This window comes from Alsobacter sp. KACC 23698 (assembly GCF_045348435.1).
In the GTDB taxonomy this organism is placed as follows: domain Bacteria; phylum Pseudomonadota; class Alphaproteobacteria; order Rhizobiales; family Beijerinckiaceae; genus Alsobacter.
Genome location: NZ_CP157484.1, coordinates 4,147,218 through 4,167,977, shown reverse-complemented (window position 1 = coordinate 4,167,977; position 20,760 = coordinate 4,147,218). Strand labels below are relative to the sequence as shown.

Sequence of the window (20,760 nt, the reverse complement as noted above, 5' to 3'; positions counted from 1 at the left end):
CGGTCCAGGGGAGGACATCCATGTCGCTCGGTCAGCCGGTCGTCGGCTCCATGAATCTCGGCGTCACCGAGAAGCTCCGGCCCTTGCTGGATCAGGTCCGGACCATGGTCCAGGACGAGATCATCCCGCTGGAGCGGGAGTTCGAGGAGGAGGTGGGCAAGGCGGGCGACCGCTTCGTCCACACCGCGAGGCAGCTGGAGATCCTGGACAGCCTCAAGGCCAAGGCGCGCGAGCGCGGGTTGTGGAATTTCTGGCTCACCGATTCCGACCGGGGATATGGGCTCACCACGGTCGAATACGCCTATCTGGCCGAGGAGATGGGCAAGTCGCCGCTCGGTGCGGAGACCTTCAACTGCTCCGCGCCCGACACCGGCAACATGGAGGTGTTCGAGCGCTACGGCTCGCCCGCCCAGAAAGCCCAGTGGCTGGCGCCGCTGCTGGAGGGCGAGATCCGCTCCGCCTACCTGATGACGGAGCCGGGCGTGGCCTCGTCGGACGCGACCAACATCGCCCTGGACGCCAGGCTGGACGGGGACATGTGGGTCCTCAACGGCGAGAAATGGTGGGCGTCGGGCGCGGGCGACCCCCGCTGCAAGATCTACATCGTGATGTGCCAGACCGATCCGGAGGCCGACAAGCACAAGCGCCATTCCATGATCCTGGTCCCGGCCGGCACGCCGGGCGTGACGGTGCTGCGGCCCATGCAGGTCTATGGCGAGGACGACGCGCCGCACGGCCACATGCATATCCGCTTCGAGAACGTGCGCGTGCCGAAGGACAACCTCGTGCATGGGCGCGGGCGCGGCTTCGAGGTGGCGCAGGGCCGGCTCGGGCCGGGCCGCATCCATCACTGCATGCGCGCCATCGGGCAGGCCGAGCGCGCGCTCGAGGCGCTGTGCCGGCGCTCGCTGTCGCGCACGGCCTTCGGCAAGAAACTCGCGGAACTGGGCGCCAACTACGACATCATCGCGGAAAGCCGCATGGAGATCGAGATGGCGCGCCTGCTCTGCCTGAAGGCCGCCTACATGATGGACACGGTCGGCACCCGGGCGGCCGCGCCCTGGATCTCGCAGATCAAGGTGGTGGCGCCGCGCATCGCGCTGAAGATCACCGACGAGGCCGTGCAGATGCATGGCGCGGCAGGGATCAGCCAGGACTTCCCGCTGGCGCGCATGTGGACCCATCTTCGCACGCTGCGGCTGGCTGACGGCCCGGACGCGGTGCACCGGCGCGTCGTCGCCAGGGCCGAGCTGAAGCGCTACAGCAATGCCGGCGAATGACGCGGGCGCGGGCCCGCCGCCCTCCGTCGCGGCGCTCGACGTCGACGCCCTGGCGCGCTGGATGGAGGAGCATGCGCCCGGCTTCCGGGGGCCGCTGACCGCCGAGAAATTCCCGGGCGGGCAGTCCAATCCGACCTTCCGCATCCGGTCGCCGTCGGGCGACTACGTCCTGCGGCGCAAGCCGCCGGGCCAGCTCCTCAAGTCGGCGCATGCGGTCGACCGGGAGTTCCGGGTGATCAGCGCGCTGGCCCACACCGACGTGCCCGTCCCGAAAGCGCTGGCGCTCTGCGCCGACGAGAGCGTCATCGGGACCATGTTCTACGTCATGGAGCACGTGCAGGGACGTGTGTTCTGGGATCCGGCCATGCCGGACTCCAGTCCCGCCGAACGGGCGGCGGTGTACGACGCCATGAACGCGGCGCTCGCCGCCCTGCACAGCGTCGACACGACCGCGGTGGGGCTCGCCGATTTCGGCCGGCCCGGCGACTATTTCGCCCGGCAGGTGTCGCGGTGGTCGGATCAGTACCGGGCGTCCGAGACGCAGCCCATTCCGGCGATGGACCGCCTGATCGCCTGGCTCGGCGCCCATCGCCCGCCGGACGACGGGCGCGTCGCGCTGGTGCATGGCGACTACCGCATCGACAACATGATCTTCGCCCCGGATTCGGCGAAACTGCTCGCCATCATCGACTGGGAATTGTCGACGCTGGGCCATCCCTTCTCGGACCTGGCCTACCAGTGCATGCAGTGGCGGCTGCCGCATGAGGGAGATTTCCGGGGCCTCGCCGGCGTCGACCGCGCCGCGTCGGGCATCCCCACCGAGGAGGCCTATGTGGAGGCTTATTGCCGGCGGATGGGACTGGCCGGCATTCCTTCCTGGACGTTCTGCCTGGCCTTCAGCTTCTTCCGGCTCGCCGCGATCCTGCAGGGCGTGCTGAAGCGGGCGCTGGACGGCAACGCGTCGAACCCGGAACGCGGGCTGAAGATGGGCAAGGCCGTGCCGCTGCTGGCGCACATGGCTTGCGAGCTGGTGGAGGCGAAGGGATGAGCCATCACGCGCGGTTCACCGGCAAGGTCGTCCTCATCACCGGCGCCGCGGGCGGCTTCGGCCGGCGGGCGGCGGAGCGCTTCGCCGACGAGGGCGCGAGGCTGGCGATTTCGGACGTCGCCGCCGACAGGCTGGACGAGGTGGCGCAGGAGCTGCGGCGGGCCGGGGCGGAGGTGGTGGCCGAGGCCGGCGACGTGTCGCAGGAGAGCACGGCGGAGCGGCTCGTGGCCGCGGCCCTCGGCGCCTATGGACGGCTGGACGTGGCGCTGAACAACGCCGGCATGGCCCACCCCTATCTGAAACTGCCCGACATTCCGTCTGCGACGGCCGAAAAGGTGATCGCGGTCGACCTCATGGGCGTCTTCTACGCCATGAAGCACCAGTTGCCCGCCATGGAGCGGCAGGGCGGCGGCGTGATCCTCAACGTGGCGTCGGTCGCCGGGCTGGTGGGCGCGCCGCTGCTCTCCGTCTACGCCGCCGCCAAGCACGGGGTGATCGGGCTTACCAAGACGGCGGCCGTCGAATATGCGCGGCGCAACATCCGGGTCAACGCGATCTGCCCCTCCTTCGCCGACACCGCCATGGTGAAGGACGAACTCGCCCATATGCGCGGCGGCCCGGAGGCGGCGCTGGAACGGGTGCTGGGCGCCATTCCGATGCGGCGCCTCGCCAGCGTCGACGAGATCGTGGCCGCCATGCTGCAGCTCTGCGGGCCGGAAAGCGCCTTCATCACGGGCGTGGCGCTGCCGGTGGACGGCGGATTGACGGCGGCCTGAGGCCGGTTCGCCGGTCCGCCTCCCTGCGTACGCCGCCGATGCGCTCGTGACGCTCAGCCGGGCGTGCGGCTGTAACCGGCGAAGGTCCCGCCCTTTTCGGCGAGTTCGACCAGAAGCGGCGCGGGCTCCCAGCCCGGCCCCGACAGGGCGTGCAACTCGCGCATGTCGGCCAGGATCGTCGCAAGGCCGATCGCGTCCGCCTCGAACATCGGGCCGCCGCGCCAGGCCGGGAAGCCGTAGCCGTGCAGGAGCACCATGTCGATGTCGAGGGCGCGCGGCACGACGCCCTCGGCCAGGATCTTCGCGCCCTCGTTGACCATGGCGGCGCGCACATGGCGAACCATGGCGTTCGGGTCGAAGGGGCGGCGCTCGCGCCCGAGCTCGGCCGAGACGTCCTCGACCAGCCGGGTCACCTCGGGATCCACCTGCCGCTTGCCGTCGACATAGCGGTAATAGCCGGCGCCCGTCTTCTGGCCGAAGCGGCCCATGGCGCAGAGGCGGTCCGCCACCGTCCCGCCATAGCGGCGGCCGGGATCGCGGGTGGGCGCGAGGCGCTTGCGGCGCGCCCAGCCGATATCGAGGCCGGCGAGGTCCGCCACCGCGAAGGGACCCATGGCGAAGCCGTATCGCTCGAGGGCCGCGTCGACCTCCTGCGGCAGCGCGCCGTCCTCCAGGGCGAAGTCGGTCTGCTGGCGCCATGTCGCCAGGATGCGGTTGCCGACGAAGCCGTCGCAGACGCCGCAGGTGACCGGCAGCTTGCCCATCCGCTTGGCCAGGGCGACGCCGGTCGCCACGGCGTCCTTCGCGCTGGCGGCGCCCTCCACCACCTCGACCAGGCGCATGATGTTGGCGGGGGAGAAGAAGTGCAGGCCGATGACGTCCTCGGGCCGGCCCGAGGCGCGGCCAATGGCGTCGACGTCCAGATAGGAGGTGTTGGTGGCCAGCGTCGCGCCCGGCCGCGCGACGGAGCCGAGCCGACCGAAGATCTCCTGCTTCACGGCCATGTCCTCGAAGGCGGCCTCGATGACGAGGTCGCATGCGGCGAGTTCGGCGAAGTCGTCCGTCACGGAGAGGCGGGACAGGCGCTCGTCGCGCTTGGCCTGGTCGATCCGGCCGGACTTCATCGCCCGGCCATAGAGGCCCGAGATGCGGTCCCACCCCGCGCCGACAGCCTCGATGCTGGTCTCGGTGACGACGACCCGCAACCCGGCGTCGAGCAGCGCCACCGCGATGCCGGCCCCCATGGTGCCGGCGCCGATCACGCCGACGACGTCCACCTGGCGCGGCGCGACGCCCTGCAGGTGGGGAACGCGCTGCACCTCGCGCTCGGAGAAAAAGGCGTAGCGCAGCGCCTTGGCCTGGTCCGACCCGACCAGCTCACGGAAGATCGCCCGCTCGGCCGCGAGGCCTTCGCGGATGCCGGCGCCGCCGGCGGTCAGGCGGACGGCTTCGATGGCCCTGATCGGCGAGACCTGGCTGCGGGCCTTGGCCGCCACGGCGGCGGCGGCGGCGTCGAAGGCCGCAGGGTCGAACGCCGGAACGGGCAGCTCGCCTGTGCGACGGGGAGGGCGGCCCACCAGGCTGCGGGCGAGCTCCACGGCCTCGGCGCGCAGGTCGCTTTCGGCGACGGCGTCGATCAGGCCGAGTCTCCTGGCCTCCTCGGCCCTGACGTGCCGGCCGGACGCGATCATCTCGAGGGCGGCCACCGGGCCCGCCAGACGCGGGACCCGCTGCGTTCCGCCCGCGCCCGGGATGATCCCGAGCTTGACCTCGGGAAGTCCGACGGCGGCCTTCGCGTCGGCGATCCGCGCATGGCAGGCCAGCGCCAGCTCGAAGCCGCCGCCCAGCGCCGTGCCGTGAATGGCGGCGACGACCGGCTTGGGGCATGCCTCGATAGCGTCCAGCACCTCGCCGAGGCCGGGCGGGACCGGCGGCTTGCCGAATTCGCGGATCTCCGCGCCGGCGAAGAAGGTGCGGCCCTCGCAGGCGATCGCCAGGGCGTCGACGGCCGGATCCGCCGCGGCCTCCTGGACGGCCCTGAGCAGGCCCTCGCGGACCGGCTGCGCCAGCGCGTTCACGGGCGGATTGTCCGCCAGGATCAGGGCGACGCGGCCCTGGCGGGTCGTGACGACGGGTCCATGCGTCGCGGGGGCGGTGCTCATGAGCGTCCTCGTGGTTCGTCTTCCAAGGGCGATGCTATGCCCCCATGAGGCGGCGCAAAACCCCTGGCGGGCCGGATCAGCCCGGGTCGTGGCCGGCGCGCCGCCGCAGCCGTCCGACGACGCCGGTGGGGAAGAAGTAGACGCTCAGCACGAAGAGCACGCCGAGCCACAGGAGCCAGCGGTCCGGGTCCAGCAGCCTCGGCAGGAGGGGGATCCCCTCGGTCGCAGCCGCCGCGACGCCCATCAGCTTCTGCAGGTAGTTCTGGGCCACCACGAAGAGCGTCGCCCCGATCACCGCCCCATAGAGCGTGCCCATGCCGCCGATCACGACCATGAGCAGGATGTCGACCATGATGGTGAAGGACAGGGTCGTGTCCGGCCCGGTGTAGCGCAGCCACAGCGCGTTGAGCGCGCCGGCCATCACGGCCATTCCGGCCGCCAGGCAATTCGCGGCCGTCCGGTAATAGACGGTGCGATAGCCCAGCGCCTCGGCCCGGAACTCGTTTTCCCGGATCGCCTGGAGAACGCGCCCGAAGGGAGAGTTCACGATCCGCAACAGCGCCAGGAACAGCGCCAGGGCGCCGAAGAAGACGATGTAGTAGGCGACGATCCTGCCGTTCACCTCCACTCCGAAGACCGGCGCGTCGAAGATCTTCGTCGCGGGCCGCAGCAGTTCCGGAACCCGGAAGGAGCGGCCGTCCTCGCCGCCGGTGAGGCCGGAGAGCTGAGAGGCCAGGACCGCGAAGGCCGACGCGACCGCAAGCGTGATCATGGCGTAGAAGATCGCCCGCACGCGCAGCGAGAACAGGCCGATGCCGAGCGCCAGCGCGACGCCCAGCAGCAAGGCGAGGCCAAGGCCGCCGAAGACGGACGTCCACGCGGCGCCCCAGGCGTAGAGCGCCAACCCCACCCCGTAGCCGCCGATGCCGAAGAACATCGTGTGCGCGAAGGAGACCACGCCCGTGTAGCCGATCAGCAGATCGTAGCTGGCGACCAGCAGGATGAAGACGCAGACCTTCGCGGCGGTGTTGATGGGCTGGGCGCCGCCGAACCAGAAGGGCGCGCCCGCAAGCCCGATCAGGATGGCGAGCAGGAGGGCGCTTAGCGCCCGGCTGCGCGGCATATCTCCCGAGAGAAGCGCCTTCAGCATCGGCTCACCGCTTGGCCACGGGGTAGAGCCCGTTGGGCCGCCACATCAGCACCGCCGCCATCAGGGCGATGTTGGAGACGAGGGCGAATTTGGGGGCGAGATAGCCGGTGTAGTTGGCCATGAGCGCCACCATGAGGGAGCCGATGAAGCAGCCGCCGACCGAGCCCAGGCCGCCCACGATGATGACGATGAAGACCAGGACCATGACCTCGCCGCCGATGTCGGCAGTCAGCGTCTCGCGGTAGAGCGCCCACAGCGCGCCGCCGAGTCCGGCCAGGGCCGAACCCGCCATGAAGACGCCGACGAAGAGCCGGCGCACCCGGTAGCCGAGCGCCTCCACCATCTCGCCGTTCTCGACGCCGGCCCGGATCAGCAGGCCGATGCGGGTGCGGTTCAGGACGAGCTGCATGGCGATGAACACGACCAGGCCGACGCCCACGGCCAGCAGCCTGAATTTCTCGATCGCGACGTCGCCCGCCATCACGGCCCCGCGCAGGCCCGCCGGGAGCGGCATCGCCTTCTGGTCGGCCCCCCACAGGACCCGGATCATCTGCTCGGCCACGACAAGCCCGCCCATGGTGATCAGGATCTGCTTCAGGTGATGGCCATAGACCGGCCGGACGATGACGCGCTCGAAGGCGAGCCCGAGCGCGCCCGTCACCGCCATGGCGGCCAGCGCGGCGACCAGGAGGGCGGCCAGGTTCAGGGCCAGCGTTTCGGCGCCGAGCCAGGCCGAAACGGGGCCGAGCACCGAGAAGGCCGCATAGGCCCCCACCGCGATGAAGGCGCCGTGGCCGAAATTCAGCACGTCCATGAGGCCGAAGATCAGCGTCAGCCCGCTGGCCACGACGAAGATCATCATCCCCATCGCGAGCCCGGCCACCGTGAGGGTGATCCAGGCGCTGGGGTCGCCCACCAGCGGCAGGGCGATCAGCGCGAGCGCCGGCAGGAGCGCCAGGGGCCACAGGTCGGCGCGGGGGCGGGCGACGGCGGTCACGCGTGCGCTCCCAGCGACAGGCCCAGCAGCCGAGACTGCAGGTCCGCGTCGGCCGCCAGGTCCCGCATGCGTCCCCGATGGGCGATGCGGCCGTCGTCCATGACGGCGACGGCGTCCGCCAGGGCCTGCGCGAAACGCAGGTTCTGCTCGACCAGCAGGATGGTCACGCCGGATCGCTTCAGCTCGCGGAAGGCGCGGATCATGTTCTCCACGATGGCGGGAGCGATGCCCTTGGTGGGCTCGTCGATCAGGATCAGGCGGCGCGGCTCGACGACGGCGCGGGCGATCGAGAGCATCTGCTTCTGGCCGCCGGACAGAACCCCCGCGGGGTGGTTCCAGAACGTCTTCAGGGCGGGAAAGAAGCCGAAGATCCAGTCGAGCCGCGCCGGCTGGGGCGGGCCCTCGCGCGCCGCCAGGATCATGTTCTCGCGCACGGTGAGGTCGGCGAAGACGCCCATGCTCTCCGGCACATAGGCCACGCCCATGCGGGCGATCTCGGGGGTGGCGAGGCCCCCGACAGGCCGGCCGTCGAAGCGGATCTCGCCGCGGCTCGGGGACCACAACCCCATGATGGTGCGCAGCGTCGTGGTCTTGCCCGCGCCGTTGCGGCCGAGGAGCGCCGTCGTCTCGCCGGGCGCGACGTCGAGATCGACGCCCTGCAGGATGTGGTACTGGCCGATATGGGTGTGGACGCCGGAGAGGGTGAGGATCGGTTCAGCCATGGTCGGGCTCGCTCCCGGCGCTCACGCCCAGATAGGCCTCCTGCACGATCGGAGAGGCGATGACGGCGGCCGGTTCGCCGTCCGCGACCAGCTGGCCATTGTGCAGGACGACGATGCGGTCCGCGAGGCTGCGGATCACGTCCATCTTGTGCTCGACCAGCAGGATGGTCCTGTCGCCCTGGTCCTTGAGGCGCTGGATGAGGTCGAGCACGACCGGAACCTCGTCGACCGACATGCCGGCGGTCGGTTCATCGAACATCAGCACCCGCGGCTCCAGAGCCATCATGACGGCGACCTCCAGCTTGCGCTGGTCGCCATGCGGCAGCGCGGCGGCGGGGACGCGTCCCTCGTCCGCCAGGGCGACCTGCTCGAGGATCCTGTCGGCCTGCTCGATCCAGTCCGTCCGGTCGCTCCATCGGCGCCAGATCGTGGGACCGCCTCCCTCGCGGGCCTGGACGGCGAGGCGGACATTCTCGCGCACCGAGAGGTTGGGGAAGAGATTCGTGAGCTGGAAGGCCCGGCCCATCCCGCGCCTCGTCCGGGCCGCCGGCCCCAGGCCGGTGACGTCGACGCCCTCCAGCAGCACGCGTCCGCCGGTCGCGCGCAGCTGGCCGGATATGAGGTTGAACCATGTCGTCTTGCCCGCCCCGTTGGGGCCCACGATGGCGGTCAGCGTGCCGCGCTCGAAGCGGCAGGAGACGCGATCGACCGCCACATGACCGCCGAAGCGGATCGTGAGGTCGCGCGTCTCCAGGACGGGGCAGGGCGGCGCAGTCTCGGTCACCGCTTGTTGCGCACGGGCAGGGGCATGTCCTTGGCCGGGATGGTGGCGACCAGCTCCAGGAGATCGGTGTCGGTCGCGCCCTTCTTGATGCGCCAGTGATACATGTCCTGCAGGGCCTGGTGATCCTCCTTCCGGAAGGTCATCGGTCCCTTGGGCGTGTCGAAGCTCATGCCCTCCATGGCGGCGATCAGCTTCTCGGAGTCGGTCGAACCGGACTTCTGCAGGGCGGCCACCACGGCCGAGGCGGCCGAGAAGCCGCCGGCGACGAAGAAGTCCGGCGGGGCGTTGAAGCGCTTCTGATATTCCGCCTTCAGCCAGTCGTTCTGCGGGTTCTGGGGGAAGCCGTAGTAATAGTAGATGCCGCCTTCCGCGCCCGCGAAGCTCTTCCAGCCGGCCATGACGGGAAGGAGATTGCCGCCCGGCGCCAGGACGATGTCGAAGCGCTCGGGCTTCATGTCGACGAATTTGGCGATCGGATGCGCGCCGGCCCAGATGAAGGCGATCAGGCGCTTGCCGGGCTTGTCCTTGAGGCCATTGAACAGCCGCTCGGCGAAGGGCGTGAAGTCGGCGGTGTTTCCGGCCGCGTATTCCTCGGCCACGACCTTGGCCTTGGGCCGCACGCCTGCGAGCGCCTCCTTGAAGGCCGCCACGCCGTCGCGTCCGAAGGCGGTGTCGAGCGCCATCATGCCGATGGAGACGTCGCCGTCCGGAACGGCCGCGGCGGCCGCGAGGGCGTCCTGGTAGGAGCTGCGGCCGGTGCGGAAGACGTAGCGGTTCCACTTCTCCCCGGTGATCGAATCGGCCACAGCCGGCTCGACGATGAGGACCTTCTTCATCTCCTCGGCGACGGGCAGCATGGCCAGCGCCACGGGCGAGCCGCTCGTGCCCACGGCGATGTCGGCCTTGTCGTCGGCGTAGCACTCCTCGAGCAGCGCCTTGCCGCGGTCGGGCTTGAGCTGGTCGTCCTTGACAATCACCTGCAGCTTGTCGGCGCCCACCTGCATCGTGCCCTTGGTGAGGTATTCGAGGCCCAGCATGAAGCCGTTCTCGGTCTGCTTGGCGTAGGCCTCGAGCGGGCCCGTCTTGCCGGCCAGAAGGCAGATCTTGACGTCTTTGGCGGAAGCGGGGGCGGCCAGCGAGGCGACGCCCGCCAACACGATCCCGGCGGCGCAGCCGATCGTCCATGCCCTCATCGCGGTGCTCCCTGGCCTGTTTCTCGAGATTGGCCTGTTTTCGCGGCCTGTTTGGGCATCATGCCCGGAATTCGGCGGAGATCGAGGGGAAAATGCGGCGCTTGCGCCTGTGCGGAAGTCTGGCGATCCGCGCAGCTTTCGGCTCGCGCCGGCTTGAAACCGCAGAGCGGATGGACTATTGACCAGCACCGAAGGGCGCGTGGGCCGCAGGACCACGTGGCGCGTGGCGCGCCCGCGTAGATCCTAGACCCATTCAGGTCGTTCCGCGCGACCGATCGAAGCGAGACTGGACCGATGAAGATCCGCAACTCTCTCAAGTCGCTGCGCGAGCGTCACCGCGACAACCAGATCGTGCGCCGCAAGGGCCGCGTCTACATCATCAACAAGACCCAGAAGCGCTACAAGGCCCGCCAGGGCTGAGGCGTCCGGCTGTCCCCGTCCACGGGCAGGGAGACGGCCGCTCTGAGGTGAACGTTGCCGGACAGGGCGCGGTGAGCGCCCTGTTTTCGTGCGTCGTGCGACAGCATGGGCTTTGACAGGGGCGCGACCCGCCCTATCATCCATGGCATGCGCCAGATCCGGACCTTGTTTCTGACCGCCTTGGCCGTGGGCTCCCTGGCCCTTGGGTCCCCGGCTCTTGGCTCTCCGGCTCTTGGCTCTCCGGCCGGCGCCGCGCCGGCCGTGTCCGGCCCGCTCGAGCCGTTGATCCAGAACGCCGCCGGCCCGGCCCCCGCCCCCCGCAAGCCGGACGCGGCGCCTCCGCCGCGCGCGGCGACGCTGGACGACCTCTACGCCCGGCTCTCCAAGTCGACCGACGAGAGCGAGGCCAAGGGCATCGTGGCGTCGATCCAGCGCCGGTGGATGCGCTCGGGCAGCGACACGGCCGACCTCCTGTTCGTGCGCGCCATGGAGGCGGCCGACCAGGACCAGCCCCTGGCCATCGAGCTCCTGGACCGCGCCATCGCGCTGCAGCCCGAGTGGGCGGAGGCGTGGAACAAGCGCGCCACCATCTTCTTCATGATGGGCGACGTGACCCGCTCCATGGCCGACCTGCGCGAGGTCTTGGCGCGCGAGCCCCGTCACTTCGGCGCGCTTTCGGGCCTGGGCATCATCCTGCAGCAGAACGGCGACCGGAAGGCCGCCTATGAGGTGTTCCAGAAGGCCCTCGCCATCAATCCCTTCCTGGCGGACGTGAAGAAGGCCGTCCAGAGCCTCGCGGCGGAGGTCGGCGGCACCGATCTGTGAAAGCCCGCTCTGCGACATTTCGAGGCGCATGGGACCCATGGCGCCGCGCCACGCGTCTTCAGGCGAGACCGCCGCCCTTTCCGCCCACCGAGACATCCCCGACATGAAACGCACCGCCCTCGCGCTGGGCCTCGCGGCCGGCGCCGCCGCCGCCTCCGCCCTGGCGTCGTCCCTGCTCGCCGAAGCGCAGTCCCGGGCGCATCCGCCCAAGGGGCGGCTCGTGCCGGTCGAGGGCGGGACCGTGCATCTGGTCGATCGCGGCCCGGAAGGCGGCGCCCCCGGCGCGCCGATCCTCCTGCTGCATGGCGCGTCCGCGAACTCCGGCGACATGATGATGGCGATCGGGGACCAGCTCGCCCAGCGGCGGCGCGTCATCGCGGTGGACCGGCCGGGCCATGGCTGGACCGACAGGATCGGGGAGCGCGCAGCCTCCTCGCCGGCCGCTCAGGCCAGGACGATCCGGGCGGCCCTGGCGGCCGTCGGCGTCGACAGGGCGGTGGTCGTCGGCCATTCGTGGTCCGGCTCGCTCGCGACGGCGCTGGCGCTCGACCACCCCGACATCGTCAGCGGCCTCGTGCTGCTGGCCGGGGCGACCCATCCGTGGATGGGCGGGGTCGCCTGGTATAACCGGGCGGCCTCCGACAAGCGCTTTGCGACCCTGTTCAACTACACGGTGGCGACGCCGGTGACCGCCCTGGCGCTGGACGCCGGCGTGCGCGCCGTTTTCGCGCCGAACGAGCCGCCACCCGGCTACGCCGAGCGCACCGCCGCACGCCTGCTGCTGCGGCCGGCCGAGTTCCAGGCCAATGCGGAAGACCTGTTCGACCTGAACGACTATCTGAAGGTCCAGTCCCGCCGATACGCCGAGATCAGGGTCCCGACCAGCATCCTGCATGGCGAGGCCGACAAGATCGTTTCGCCGGTGATCCACTCGGTCGCAATCCACCGGCAGATCGCCGGGTCGCACCTGACGCTGTTGCCGGGGATCGGCCACATGCCGCACCACGCGGCGAACGAGGTGGTGCTGGCGGAGATCGAGCGGGTCGCCGGCCAGGCGAGCCTCGCCGCGGCCGCCGAGTAGAAGGGGGCCCTCAGGGAGCCTTGGTGGTCGGGGCCCGGCTGGGATCGGTGAGCTGCACGGTCCAGCTCTTTTGCTCGCCGGTGTCGATCTCGAAGAAGCCGACGCGGTCGAACCCGCGCGCCAGGCAATCCTCAGCGCCGCGCACCGTAAACTCCTTGTCGCGGGTGCACATGAAGGTCTTGCCGCCCCATTCCCCGCCGCGGTCGTAGTCCTGCGCGTAGATGTAGTAGAAGCGCGCCGCCAGGCCGCCCTTCAGCATGGTCTCGCACTCGTTGGGCTTGAGGTTCCACCACCCTTCGGAGAGCCAGCCCTGCGGATCGCGGTAGCCGAGCGCGACGCCGATGCGGCTTTGCGTGAGGTTGCACAGGCGCAGGTCCGCATGCGCCGGCGCCGCGCCGGCGAGGCTCGCCGCGACGGCTGTCGCCAGGAGGGCGGGCAGGACGGGAAGGCGGAACAGGAGCATCTTGCGCGTGGCGTCCATGGAACGGAGGCGGCCATCCAGGCCCTGATTCGGCTGTCGATTTGGCGAGCCGGGCGGGTCCCTGTCAACCGACGAGGATGACCCGGATGTCGTTGACGTTGGTCCGGGTCGGGCCGGGGACGAGCAAGTCGCCCAGGCGCTCGAAGAAGGCGGTCGAATCGTTGTCGTCCAGGCTGGCCGCCGCATCCAGTCCGATCGATCGCGCGCGGGCCAGGGTGGTCTCGTCGACCACCGCTCCGGCGGGGTCGTCGGGCTTGCCGGCGCCGCCGTCGGTGCCGTCCGTGTCGCCGGCCAGCGCCGCCACGCCCGGCTCTCCCTTCAGCGCGACGGCGAGCGCGAGCGCGTATTCCTGGTTGGGGCCACCGCGGCCCGTCCCGCGGATCGTCACGGTGAGTTCGCCGCCGGAGATCAGCGCCGCCTTGCGCCCCTCCCGCTTGAGGCGCACGGCCTCGGCGGCGTGCGCGAAGGCGACCTCGCGCGCCTCTCCCTCCAGGTCCGCGCCGAGCGACAGCGGCTCGTAGCCGGCCGCCCGCGCGGTCTCGGCGGCCGCCTCGACGGACTGGGCCGGCCGCGCCACGATGCGGAACTCGGCGTTGCGGAACACGGGATCGCCGGGCTTCGGGGTCTCGTTGGCGTCGTCGTCGAGGAGCGCCCGCGCGGCGGGCGGCAGGTCCAGCCCGTATTTGGCCGCGACCGCGCGCGCCTGCGCCATGGTGGTGGGATCCGGCACGGTGGGGCCGGACGCGATGGTCGACGGGTCGTCGTGCGGCACGTCCGAGATCGCCAGCGTCAGCAGCCGGGCGGGGGCGGCGAGGCGGGCGAGGCGTCCGCCCTTGATCAGCGAGAGCCGCTTGCGCAGCGTGTTGATCTCGCCGATCGACGCGCCCGAGCGCAGCAGCGCGCGCGTGACGGCCTGCTTCTCGGCCAGCGTGAGCGCTCCGGCGGGCGCGATCCAGTTGGCCGAGCCGCCGCCCGAGATGAGGGCCAGGACGAGGTCGTCGGGGCCGGCGGCCTGCGCCAGAGCCAGGGTGCGGCGGGTCGCGTCGACGCCGCTCTGGTCGGGCACGGGATGACCCGCCTCCACCACCTCCACCACCCGGGTGGGTTGGCCATAGCCGATGCGGGTCACGGCGAGGCCCGCGAGCCGGTCGGGCGGAACCCCGCAGCGGTCGAGATAGAAAGCCTCGGCGGCGGCCGTCATACTGGCGGCGGCCTTGCCGGCGGCCAGCACGAGGATGCGCCCGCGCTCGGGTGCGGGGGGCAAATGCGGCGGCAGGCAGGCGCTGGGATGAGCGGCCTTCACGGCCGCGTCGAACGCGGCGCGCAACACGGCGCGCCTAGCCTCGCCATCGCTCATGGTCGCCTTCCATCGGTTCGCAGCGCCGGCGTCGCCGGGGCGGGTCGCGGCTCGCGCGGCCTGGCGACCCAGATGCCGACCAGGATGAGCGCTCCGCCGAACGCCTGGACCAGCGTGACGGCTTCTCCCAGCGCGGCCCAGGCCACGAGCGCGGCGGCGACCGCTTCCAGGAAGATCACCAGCGACGAGAAGACGGCCGGCAGGCGCCCCAGCGCGACCGACAGCAGGCCCTGGCCGCCCGCATGGCTGAGCCACGACATGGCGAACAGCGCCGCGACGCCCGTCGTCGTCGCGGGCCACAGGTGGTCGCCCGCGACCAGCGCCGCCGCCAGCAGGATCACGGCCGTGACGCAGGAGAGGGCGAAGGTCACGCGGGCCGCGCCGGCCTGCTTGCGGGCGGCCTGCACGGCGATGAAGTAGAGCCCGAAGAACACCGCGGTGGCGAGCCCGTAGAGGTCGCCGCGCAGCTTGGCGGGGTCGACCTGCAGGGAGTGTCCAATCAGGGCGACGCCGCCCAGCAGGCACAAGCCGATGCCGGCGAGGATCTCCCGCCGGACGCGTTGCTTCAGCACCAGCCAGGAGAACAGGACGACCCAGATCGGCGCCGTGGTGGCGAAGAACGTGGCGTTGGCGATGGTCGTCTTCAGGATCGACACGTGCCAGAAGAGCAGGTCGCCGCCGAACAGGACGCCCGAGATCACGGCGGCGCGGGTGAAGGTCGGCCTGCCTCCCGAACCGGCGGCGCGCTCCTCCAGCCTCGCCCACGCGTAGAGAACCGGCAGCGCCAGCGCCACGCGCCAGAAAGCGGATGCGAAGGGACCGACGCCGGCGTCCTGCGCGAGCCGCACGAAGATGGGCGAGATCCCCATCGCGAGCGCTCCGCCCACGAGCGCGGCCAACGGACCCGCGCGCCCGGCCGCCTGCGGGATAGCGGCTGGCGCGAGCGGGTCTGACGAGGTGCGGGCGAGGTCTGGCGTCGTCATCGGGCATGGTGCGCGGCGGGGGGTACACTCCTATGGCAGTTCGCCGGGCGCGTCACTATGGTTGCGGCGACCGGGACACCCACATGCCGAACGCCTCGCACCAGCCCACGCCTCACCGCCCCATCGTCCTGCCGGGAGATCCGGCGAGCGGCGTCGTGCTGCTCTGCGATCACGCGTCGAACGCGATTCCGGCTGAGTATGCCAGCCTCGGCCTGCCCGCCGGTCAACTGGAGCGCCATATCGCCTATGACATCGGCATCGCGGCCACGACCCGCCGCATGGCGGAAATCCTGGGCTGCCCGGCGGTGTTCAGCACCTTCTCGCGACTGCTGATCGATCCCAACCGGGGCGAGGACGATCCGACGCTGGTGATGCGGCTCTCCGACGGCGCCGTCGTGCCCGGCAACGCCAAGGCGGACCGGGCCGAGGTGGAGCGGCGCCTGGCGCGGTTCTACCGGCCCTACGACCGGGCCGTGGAGGCGGCCATCGCGGCGTCGCTGGAAGCCGGGCCGCCGCCGATGGTTGTCAGCATGCATTCCTTCACGCCGGCCTGGAAGGGCGCGCCGCGCCCCTGGCACGTCACCGTGCTGTGGGACGCCGACCCGCGGCTGCCGCTACCGCTGATCGAGGCGCTGCAGGCCGAGGGCGATCTCGTGGTCGGCGACAACGAGCCCTATGACGGCGCGCTCGCGGGCGACACCATCAACCGGCACGCCACCGCGCGTGGGCTCTCCAACGCGCTGATCGAGGTGAGGCAGGACCTGATCGGGACCGAGGCCGGCGCGCTGGCCTGGGGCGAGAGGCTCGCCCGCATCATCGGGGCCCTGGCGGCGGACCCGGCCCAGCACCGCATCGAGCTCCATCCCACTCGCACGGCGAGCCGCCAGAGGGCGGCCTTCAGGGGCGATCCGGGCCCGAGCATCTGACGCCTCATCCCCGGCATCCACAGGCCCGAGCGGCCATTTCCGGGGCGGCCTTGACCACGGCCGCCAGTTGGCCGAAACCGACGCGCCTCGTCCTTTGGCCCGGCTCCATGAGTCGAGCCGGGGGCGAGCTTTGCTTTTCACGCATCCCGTGAGCCGGCGCGACGCCGTCCGGCCCGGCGATGCCCACACGGCGACGACCTGGACGGGGCCCGGACATCATGGACAATTCGATTGCGGCCGATCAGCTGAAGGCCATCATCGAGCGCATCGAGCGGCTCGAGGAGGAGAAGAAGGCCCTCAGCGAGGACATCAAGGACGTCTACGGCGAAGCCAAGGGCAATGGCTTCGACACCAAGATCATCCGCAAGATCGTCGCCATCCGCAAGCAGGACCACGCCGAGCGCAAGGAGCAGGAGGCCATCATGGAGCTCTATCTCGAAGCGCTCGGGATGGCGTGAGGCCGGTCGGCCCCGCTACCGGGCGGGCGTGAAGCGAGCGGACCCCAGCGGCTTCACGGCCGGCCCGGAGAAGCGATCGGTCGTCAGTTCGTTCGGTCCGTGGCTGAAATTCATCGCCACGGTCGCGACCGGGTTGGCCGCAGCGTGCGCGATCTCACGCTGGGTGGGCCGCGCCTTGGCGGTGCTCACCGACGGCGCCTTCGGGGCCACGCCGGGCCGCGCCGCGCCGGCGACGCTCGCTCCGGCGAACAGCGACTTCAATCCATCGCGGTCCAGCGCCTCGTCCTCGGACGGCTCCGGCGACGGATGGGCCGACGCATCCCTGGCGGTCTCCCTGGCGGCGACGGGCTCCTGGTGCGCGCGGCGCGCGGGCTCCACCGACCGGGGCGCGGTCTCGGGAGCGGCCAGCGCCGGCGTCCCGGCGGGCAGCGAAGCCGGGATCATGGGGACCAGCGAGGCCAGCGCGATAGGGCGGCTCGGCGGCAGCGGAACATTGGCGACGGTCAGCAGCGCAGCCGGCGTCGCGGAGGCGATGGCGCCGCCGAGGTCGGCGGGCCGCGCCAGCGGCAGCGGCACGGCGGCGAAGCGCGGCGCGGCGTCCGCTGCGCCGACAGGCGAGGACTGGCCCGGCGCCCCGGCGGGACCCGCCTGCCAGACCATCTGCGGCTGAGGCGGCGCGGCCTGGGGCTGGCTCACTGCCGGCAGCAGCGCGGTCGGGCGGATCAGCGGCTGCGGGACGTCGACCAGCTTCGGGGCGACGGGGGCCGGCGCGGGCGACGGGGTCGGCTCGATGACGGCCGCGCCCGCGGGACCCAGCGAGCCAACCACGATCGGACGCTCCTGGACGCCGGGCGCCTCGTCCTCGACCTGGGGAGCGGGCGCCGGGGCCGGGCGCGGCGCGATCGCCGCGCGCACCGGCTGGGCCGGAGCGGCCGACGCGAACATGGCGCGCGTCGCATAGGCGCCCACGAAACGGTCGTCCACGGTGGCGGAAGGCGCATAGGCCTGCGCCTGGGGCGGCGGGCGGGACGCGACGCGGCCGCCGCGGCCGCGCGGAGCCTGGACGAGGTCCTCATCCTCGTCCTCGCCGCCGCCGATGCCGAAGAGCGCCGCAAAGAAGCTCTTGCCGCGTCGGCTTGCGACGACGGGCGCGGGGCCTTCCTCGTTCTCGCCGCCCGCATAGGCGAACACCGTGCCGCCATTGGCGACGACCTCGGCCGCGGCCTCCTCGTAGCGCGGCATCGGCTTGCCGTCCGTCGGCATGTGCACGGTCTTGCCGTCCGGGAACAGGCGGGTGAGCTGGTCGCGGCTGAGGCGCGGCCAGTGACGCACGCTGCCGGCGTCGAGGTGGACGAACGGATTGTAGGCGGTGGGATAATAGCCGACGCCGCCGCGCTGCAAGCGGAGCGCGATCTCGCGCACCTTCGCCATCGAGGCGTCCGGCAGGTAGAAGTCCATGGCCTTGCCCAGCATGTGCTGGGAGTGCTTGGCGACCGCGCGCGAGCGGCGGCGCAGCATCGCGTTCGTCTCGGGCGCCCGATAGGCGGAGACGATGTTGATGGGCTCCTGCGAGCCCGTCTCGCGATAGACCTCCCAGGCGATGTCGAACAGCCGCGGGTCCATGCTGGTGGGCTCGTCGCGGCGCCAGTCGCGCAGGATCCAGTTCAGCTTCTCCAGGCCGTCGCGGTCATAGACGCCGTTGCGCTTGAACGTGATCGTGGCGCTTTCCTTGGAGTGGGTGTGATAGATGCTGATCGCCCGAGTGTCCCCGTTGGCGACCGCGTCGCCCAGGTTCCCGGTCTCTCCAAGCATGAGCGATAGCGCGGCCAGGCCAGGCGTCGCCGACTTGAGGCAACGCGCCAACACGGCCACGGTCCGGAACGCCAACGTGGACCGCAAGGCTCAACCCATCTGTTCAGCGGACCGGAGGTCGAACCCTCGCGCGCCCCGATTTATGATGAATCGAAACTTGCCCAAAAGGATTAACGGCACGTTAGCGCCCCCCGTCCGGAAGCCGCCGCAGGCGAGACGCCCGCAGGGCTGCGCCGAGCTCCCGGCGTCCCCTCCGGGCAGCCGAGCTCAAGGCCGGGCGCGGCGCGATATCACCACGGCAGGCGTCATCGGTAAAGTCGGGAGGAATCACGGTCCCCCTGCGCCCCGTCGCGCGCGCAGGGCGGCGCGAGGGCCGCGATTCAGGGCTGCGCCATGATGGAGACGGGCCGCAAGGCGGGCGGACTGGCCAGATGGGCGAAACGACGCCCGTCAGGGCCAACGCCGAGCGCGGTCTTGACGCGGCCGTCATAGCCGTAAAGGTCCTCGCGGCGCTGCAGGCGGCCGTTCTCGTCCACAGAAATCGTGAAATAGGTGAGGTGGATCGGCAGCGGCTGGCGGAACTTGATCGTCCGCTCCCCTTTGCCGATCAGGCCCTTGAGGCGCTTTTCGTCATAGCCCTGGTCGCCCAGCACGAAGTCGGCGAGCCGGAACGGGTTCTCCACCCGGACGCAGCCATGGCTGAAGGCGCGCCTCTCGTTGCCGAATAGGCTCCTGGACGGCGTGTCGTGGAGATAGACGGCGTGCTGGTTGGGGAACATGAACTTGATGAAGCCGAGCGCGTTGCGCTCGCCCGGCGGCTGGCGGACGCTCACCGAATTGCCGCGCCGGATCACCTCGTAGCCGAGCCGCGCCGCATAGTTCGGATCTTCGGCGAGCTTGGGCAGGAACTCGTTCTTCAGGATCGAGGGCGGCAGGTACCAGGACGGGTTGACGATCACGTGGTCCATCATGTGCGAGAAGACCGGCGTCGGCGACGTCGTCTTGCCCACGATGACGCGGGTGCGGTGCACGACGACCCCGTTCTCGTAGAGCCGCAGCGCGAATTCGGGCAGGTTCACCTCGATGCGGCGGTCGCCGAGGTCGTGGGGCAGCCAGCGCCAGCGCTCCATGTTGGCGATGACGTCGCCGATGGCGATCGACCCGACCGTGACGCGCGGACGGCCGGTCAGGAGTTCGGCGGCGCGCTGGTCGAAGATGCCGGTCGCCCGCACGCGGTGGCTGCGCTGCAGGGTCTTGATGGCGGCGATCAGGTCGTCGTCATAGGCCTGGTCGGGCTTCGGATCGAGATTGAGCCTGGCCCGGATCAGGGGCACGCGCCGGTCCATGGAGCCATAGCGCAGGGGCGGGCCATCCAGGTCGTCCTCGCCCGGCCGCACCGCGCCCGTAGCCTCGCGCATCTCGTGCAGCTTGGCCTTGAGGGCGAGATAGCCGGCGTGCGGCGGCTGGTAGGCGGCGAGCGCCCGCCCGGCGTCGGCAGCCGAGAGCAGCGTGTTCAGCACGTCGGGCGCGGCGGGCAGGTCCAGATCGGGCGTCAGCAGGTTGGACAGGCGGCTCGGCTCGATCCGGGCGCCGCGGGCGTCCCGCGCATAGGCCACGGCGGCCGCCGACAAAGTGAGTTCGGCCTCCGCGACGTCGGCGGGACCGGCCCCGGCCGCGAGCGTCGCCGCCGGATAGGCCGCCGGATCCAGCGCGTCCAACTCGGCGTTGGCGATCTGGGCCAGGGCGCCGCGCGCCGCGGGAGTGGCTTGCCCGCCCGGGTACCAGGCCGGCTCGTTCTGGCGCTCCGCGTAGAACGCCGACAGGGCGTCTCGCTCCTTCTTGGCCAGGCGGGCGACCGGCCGGGAGCTCTTGCCGTCCGCGAAGGTCTTGAAGGCGTCGCGCACTGCGTCCCGCACCGCAGCCGGATCGAGGCCGGGCGCGGCGACCTGCTCGGTCCGCGCAGGGGCGTTCGCAGGCTCGGTCTTCGGGGTCTCCGCCGCCTGGACGGGGCGACCGGCGGGCGCCGGGTCGGGCTCGATCACGACCGTCACGGCCGGCAGGTCCGGGGGCGGGATGTCGACCTTCGCTTCGGCGGACGGCGCGGCCTCGCTGGCGATCAGGGCCGTCGGGGCTTCCGGCAGCGGCACCACCACGTCGACCTGCGCCGTTGAGGCGGCTGAGAGGTCCGCGCCCTGGGGCGCAGGATCCTCGGCCCGGCCGGGGGAGGCCAGCGCGACAGCGAGCGTCAACAGGGACGCTCCCATCATCGCCACACGCCAGGGCAGCGCCCGCATCACGCACTCCA

19 protein-coding genes are annotated in these 20,760 nt (G+C 71.3%); 8 read left to right on the top strand and 11 right to left on the bottom strand.

What is annotated here, in order from left to right; genetic code table 11:
- Window positions 1–50 precede the first annotated feature (50 nt).
- The 3 genes from ABEG18_RS19905 to ABEG18_RS19895 are packed head-to-tail and all read left to right on the top strand — an operon-like array spanning window position 51 to window position 3,104.
- Window positions 51–1,280 (top strand): acyl-CoA dehydrogenase family protein, encoded by a 1,230-nt coding sequence (locus ABEG18_RS19905; RefSeq protein ID WP_406858655.1) that lies wholly within the window; start codon window positions 51–53, stop codon window positions 1,278–1,280.
- Complete coding sequence (locus tag ABEG18_RS19900) at window positions 1,267–2,328, top strand: phosphotransferase (protein WP_406854780.1); 1,062 nt, start codon at window positions 1,267–1,269, stop codon at window positions 2,326–2,328. The genes ABEG18_RS19905 and ABEG18_RS19900 overlap by 14 nt, the downstream gene beginning before the upstream one ends.
- Window positions 2,325–3,104 carry an SDR family NAD(P)-dependent oxidoreductase gene (locus tag ABEG18_RS19895; protein WP_406854779.1) on the top strand — a complete coding sequence of 260 codons (780 nt, stop codon included), beginning with the start codon at window positions 2,325–2,327 and terminating at the stop codon, window positions 3,102–3,104. The genes ABEG18_RS19900 and ABEG18_RS19895 overlap by 4 nt, the downstream gene beginning before the upstream one ends.
- A 53-nt stretch (window positions 3,105–3,157) precedes the next feature.
- Here the strand turns inward: ABEG18_RS19895 and ABEG18_RS19890 are convergent, their stop codons facing one another.
- The 6 genes from ABEG18_RS19890 to ABEG18_RS19865 form a co-directional block, all read right to left on the bottom strand.
- Window positions 3,158–5,266, bottom strand: a complete 2,109-nt coding sequence (locus tag ABEG18_RS19890; protein ID WP_406854778.1) for a 3-hydroxyacyl-CoA dehydrogenase NAD-binding domain-containing protein — start codon at window positions 5,264–5,266, stop codon at window positions 3,158–3,160.
- 76 nt (window positions 5,267–5,342) lie between these two features.
- Window positions 5,343–6,416, bottom strand: a complete 1,074-nt coding sequence (locus ABEG18_RS19885) for a branched-chain amino acid ABC transporter permease (protein ID WP_406854777.1) — start codon at window positions 6,414–6,416, stop codon at window positions 5,343–5,345.
- Between the two features lie 4 nt (window positions 6,417–6,420).
- Complete coding sequence (locus ABEG18_RS19880; protein ID WP_406854776.1) at window positions 6,421–7,413, bottom strand: branched-chain amino acid ABC transporter permease; 993 nt, start codon at window positions 7,411–7,413, stop codon at window positions 6,421–6,423.
- A complete protein-coding gene (locus ABEG18_RS19875) occupies window positions 7,410–8,135 on the bottom strand; it encodes an ABC transporter ATP-binding protein (protein ID WP_406854775.1) in 726 nt (241 codons plus the stop codon). Before ABEG18_RS19875 ends, ABEG18_RS19880 begins: the two co-directional genes overlap by 4 nt.
- Window positions 8,128–8,919, bottom strand: a complete 792-nt coding sequence (locus ABEG18_RS19870) for an ABC transporter ATP-binding protein (protein ID WP_406854774.1) — start codon at window positions 8,917–8,919, stop codon at window positions 8,128–8,130. Before ABEG18_RS19870 ends, ABEG18_RS19875 begins: the two co-directional genes overlap by 8 nt.
- Entirely contained in the window at window positions 8,916–10,112 is a 1,197-nt protein-coding gene (locus ABEG18_RS19865; protein ID WP_406854773.1) for a substrate-binding domain-containing protein, read from the bottom strand. Before ABEG18_RS19865 ends, ABEG18_RS19870 begins: the two co-directional genes overlap by 4 nt.
- A gap of 294 nt (window positions 10,113–10,406) precedes the next feature.
- On the opposite strand from ABEG18_RS19865, the gene ykgO reads away from it, so the two are divergent.
- From ykgO to ABEG18_RS19850, 3 genes are all read left to right on the top strand, one after another.
- Window positions 10,407–10,532 carry a type B 50S ribosomal protein L36 gene (gene ykgO / locus ABEG18_RS19860; RefSeq protein ID WP_106334813.1) on the top strand — a complete coding sequence of 42 codons (126 nt, stop codon included), beginning with the start codon at window positions 10,407–10,409 and terminating at the stop codon, window positions 10,530–10,532.
- Between the two features lie 261 nt (window positions 10,533–10,793).
- Window positions 10,794–11,357, top strand: coding sequence for a tetratricopeptide repeat protein (locus ABEG18_RS19855; protein WP_406854772.1), 564 nt, complete (start codon window positions 10,794–10,796; stop codon window positions 11,355–11,357).
- A 103-nt stretch (window positions 11,358–11,460) separates the two neighbouring features.
- Window positions 11,461–12,438 carry an alpha/beta fold hydrolase gene (locus ABEG18_RS19850; RefSeq protein WP_406854771.1) on the top strand — a complete coding sequence of 326 codons (978 nt, stop codon included), beginning with the start codon at window positions 11,461–11,463 and terminating at the stop codon, window positions 12,436–12,438.
- A gap of 10 nt (window positions 12,439–12,448) precedes the next feature.
- On the opposite strand, the gene ABEG18_RS19845 is transcribed toward ABEG18_RS19850, so the two are convergent.
- From ABEG18_RS19845 to ABEG18_RS19835, 3 genes are all read right to left on the bottom strand, one after another.
- Complete coding sequence (locus ABEG18_RS19845; RefSeq protein WP_406854770.1) at window positions 12,449–12,919, bottom strand: DUF1036 domain-containing protein; 471 nt, start codon at window positions 12,917–12,919, stop codon at window positions 12,449–12,451.
- Between the two features lie 64 nt (window positions 12,920–12,983).
- Entirely contained in the window at window positions 12,984–14,276 is a 1,293-nt protein-coding gene (locus tag ABEG18_RS19840; RefSeq protein ID WP_406854769.1) for a glycerate kinase, read from the bottom strand.
- Entirely contained in the window at window positions 14,273–15,259 is a 987-nt protein-coding gene (locus tag ABEG18_RS19835) for a DMT family transporter (RefSeq protein ID WP_406854768.1), read from the bottom strand. The genes ABEG18_RS19840 and ABEG18_RS19835 overlap by 4 nt, the downstream gene beginning before the upstream one ends.
- 83 nt (window positions 15,260–15,342) lie before the next feature.
- On the opposite strand from ABEG18_RS19835, the gene ABEG18_RS19830 reads away from it, so the two are divergent.
- Both ABEG18_RS19830 and ABEG18_RS19825 read left to right on the top strand, forming a co-directional pair.
- Window positions 15,343–16,185: an N-formylglutamate amidohydrolase gene (locus ABEG18_RS19830; protein WP_406854767.1), complete on the top strand. Its 843-nt coding sequence runs from the start codon at window positions 15,343–15,345 to the stop codon at window positions 16,183–16,185.
- Between the two features lie 218 nt (window positions 16,186–16,403).
- Entirely contained in the window at window positions 16,404–16,643 is a 240-nt protein-coding gene (locus ABEG18_RS19825) for a DUF2312 domain-containing protein (RefSeq protein WP_406854766.1), read from the top strand.
- A gap of 15 nt (window positions 16,644–16,658) precedes the next feature.
- Here the strand turns inward: ABEG18_RS19825 and ABEG18_RS19820 are convergent, their stop codons facing one another.
- Window positions 16,659–18,455: a DUF882 domain-containing protein gene (locus ABEG18_RS19820; protein WP_406854765.1), complete on the bottom strand. Its 1,797-nt coding sequence runs from the start codon at window positions 18,453–18,455 to the stop codon at window positions 16,659–16,661.
- Window positions 18,456–18,835: 380 nt separating this feature from the next.
- On the bottom strand, window positions 18,836–20,704 hold the full coding sequence (locus tag ABEG18_RS19815) for a L,D-transpeptidase family protein (RefSeq protein ID WP_406854764.1): 1,869 nt from the start codon (window positions 20,702–20,704) through the stop codon (window positions 18,836–18,838).
- Window positions 20,705–20,760 lie beyond the last annotated feature (56 nt).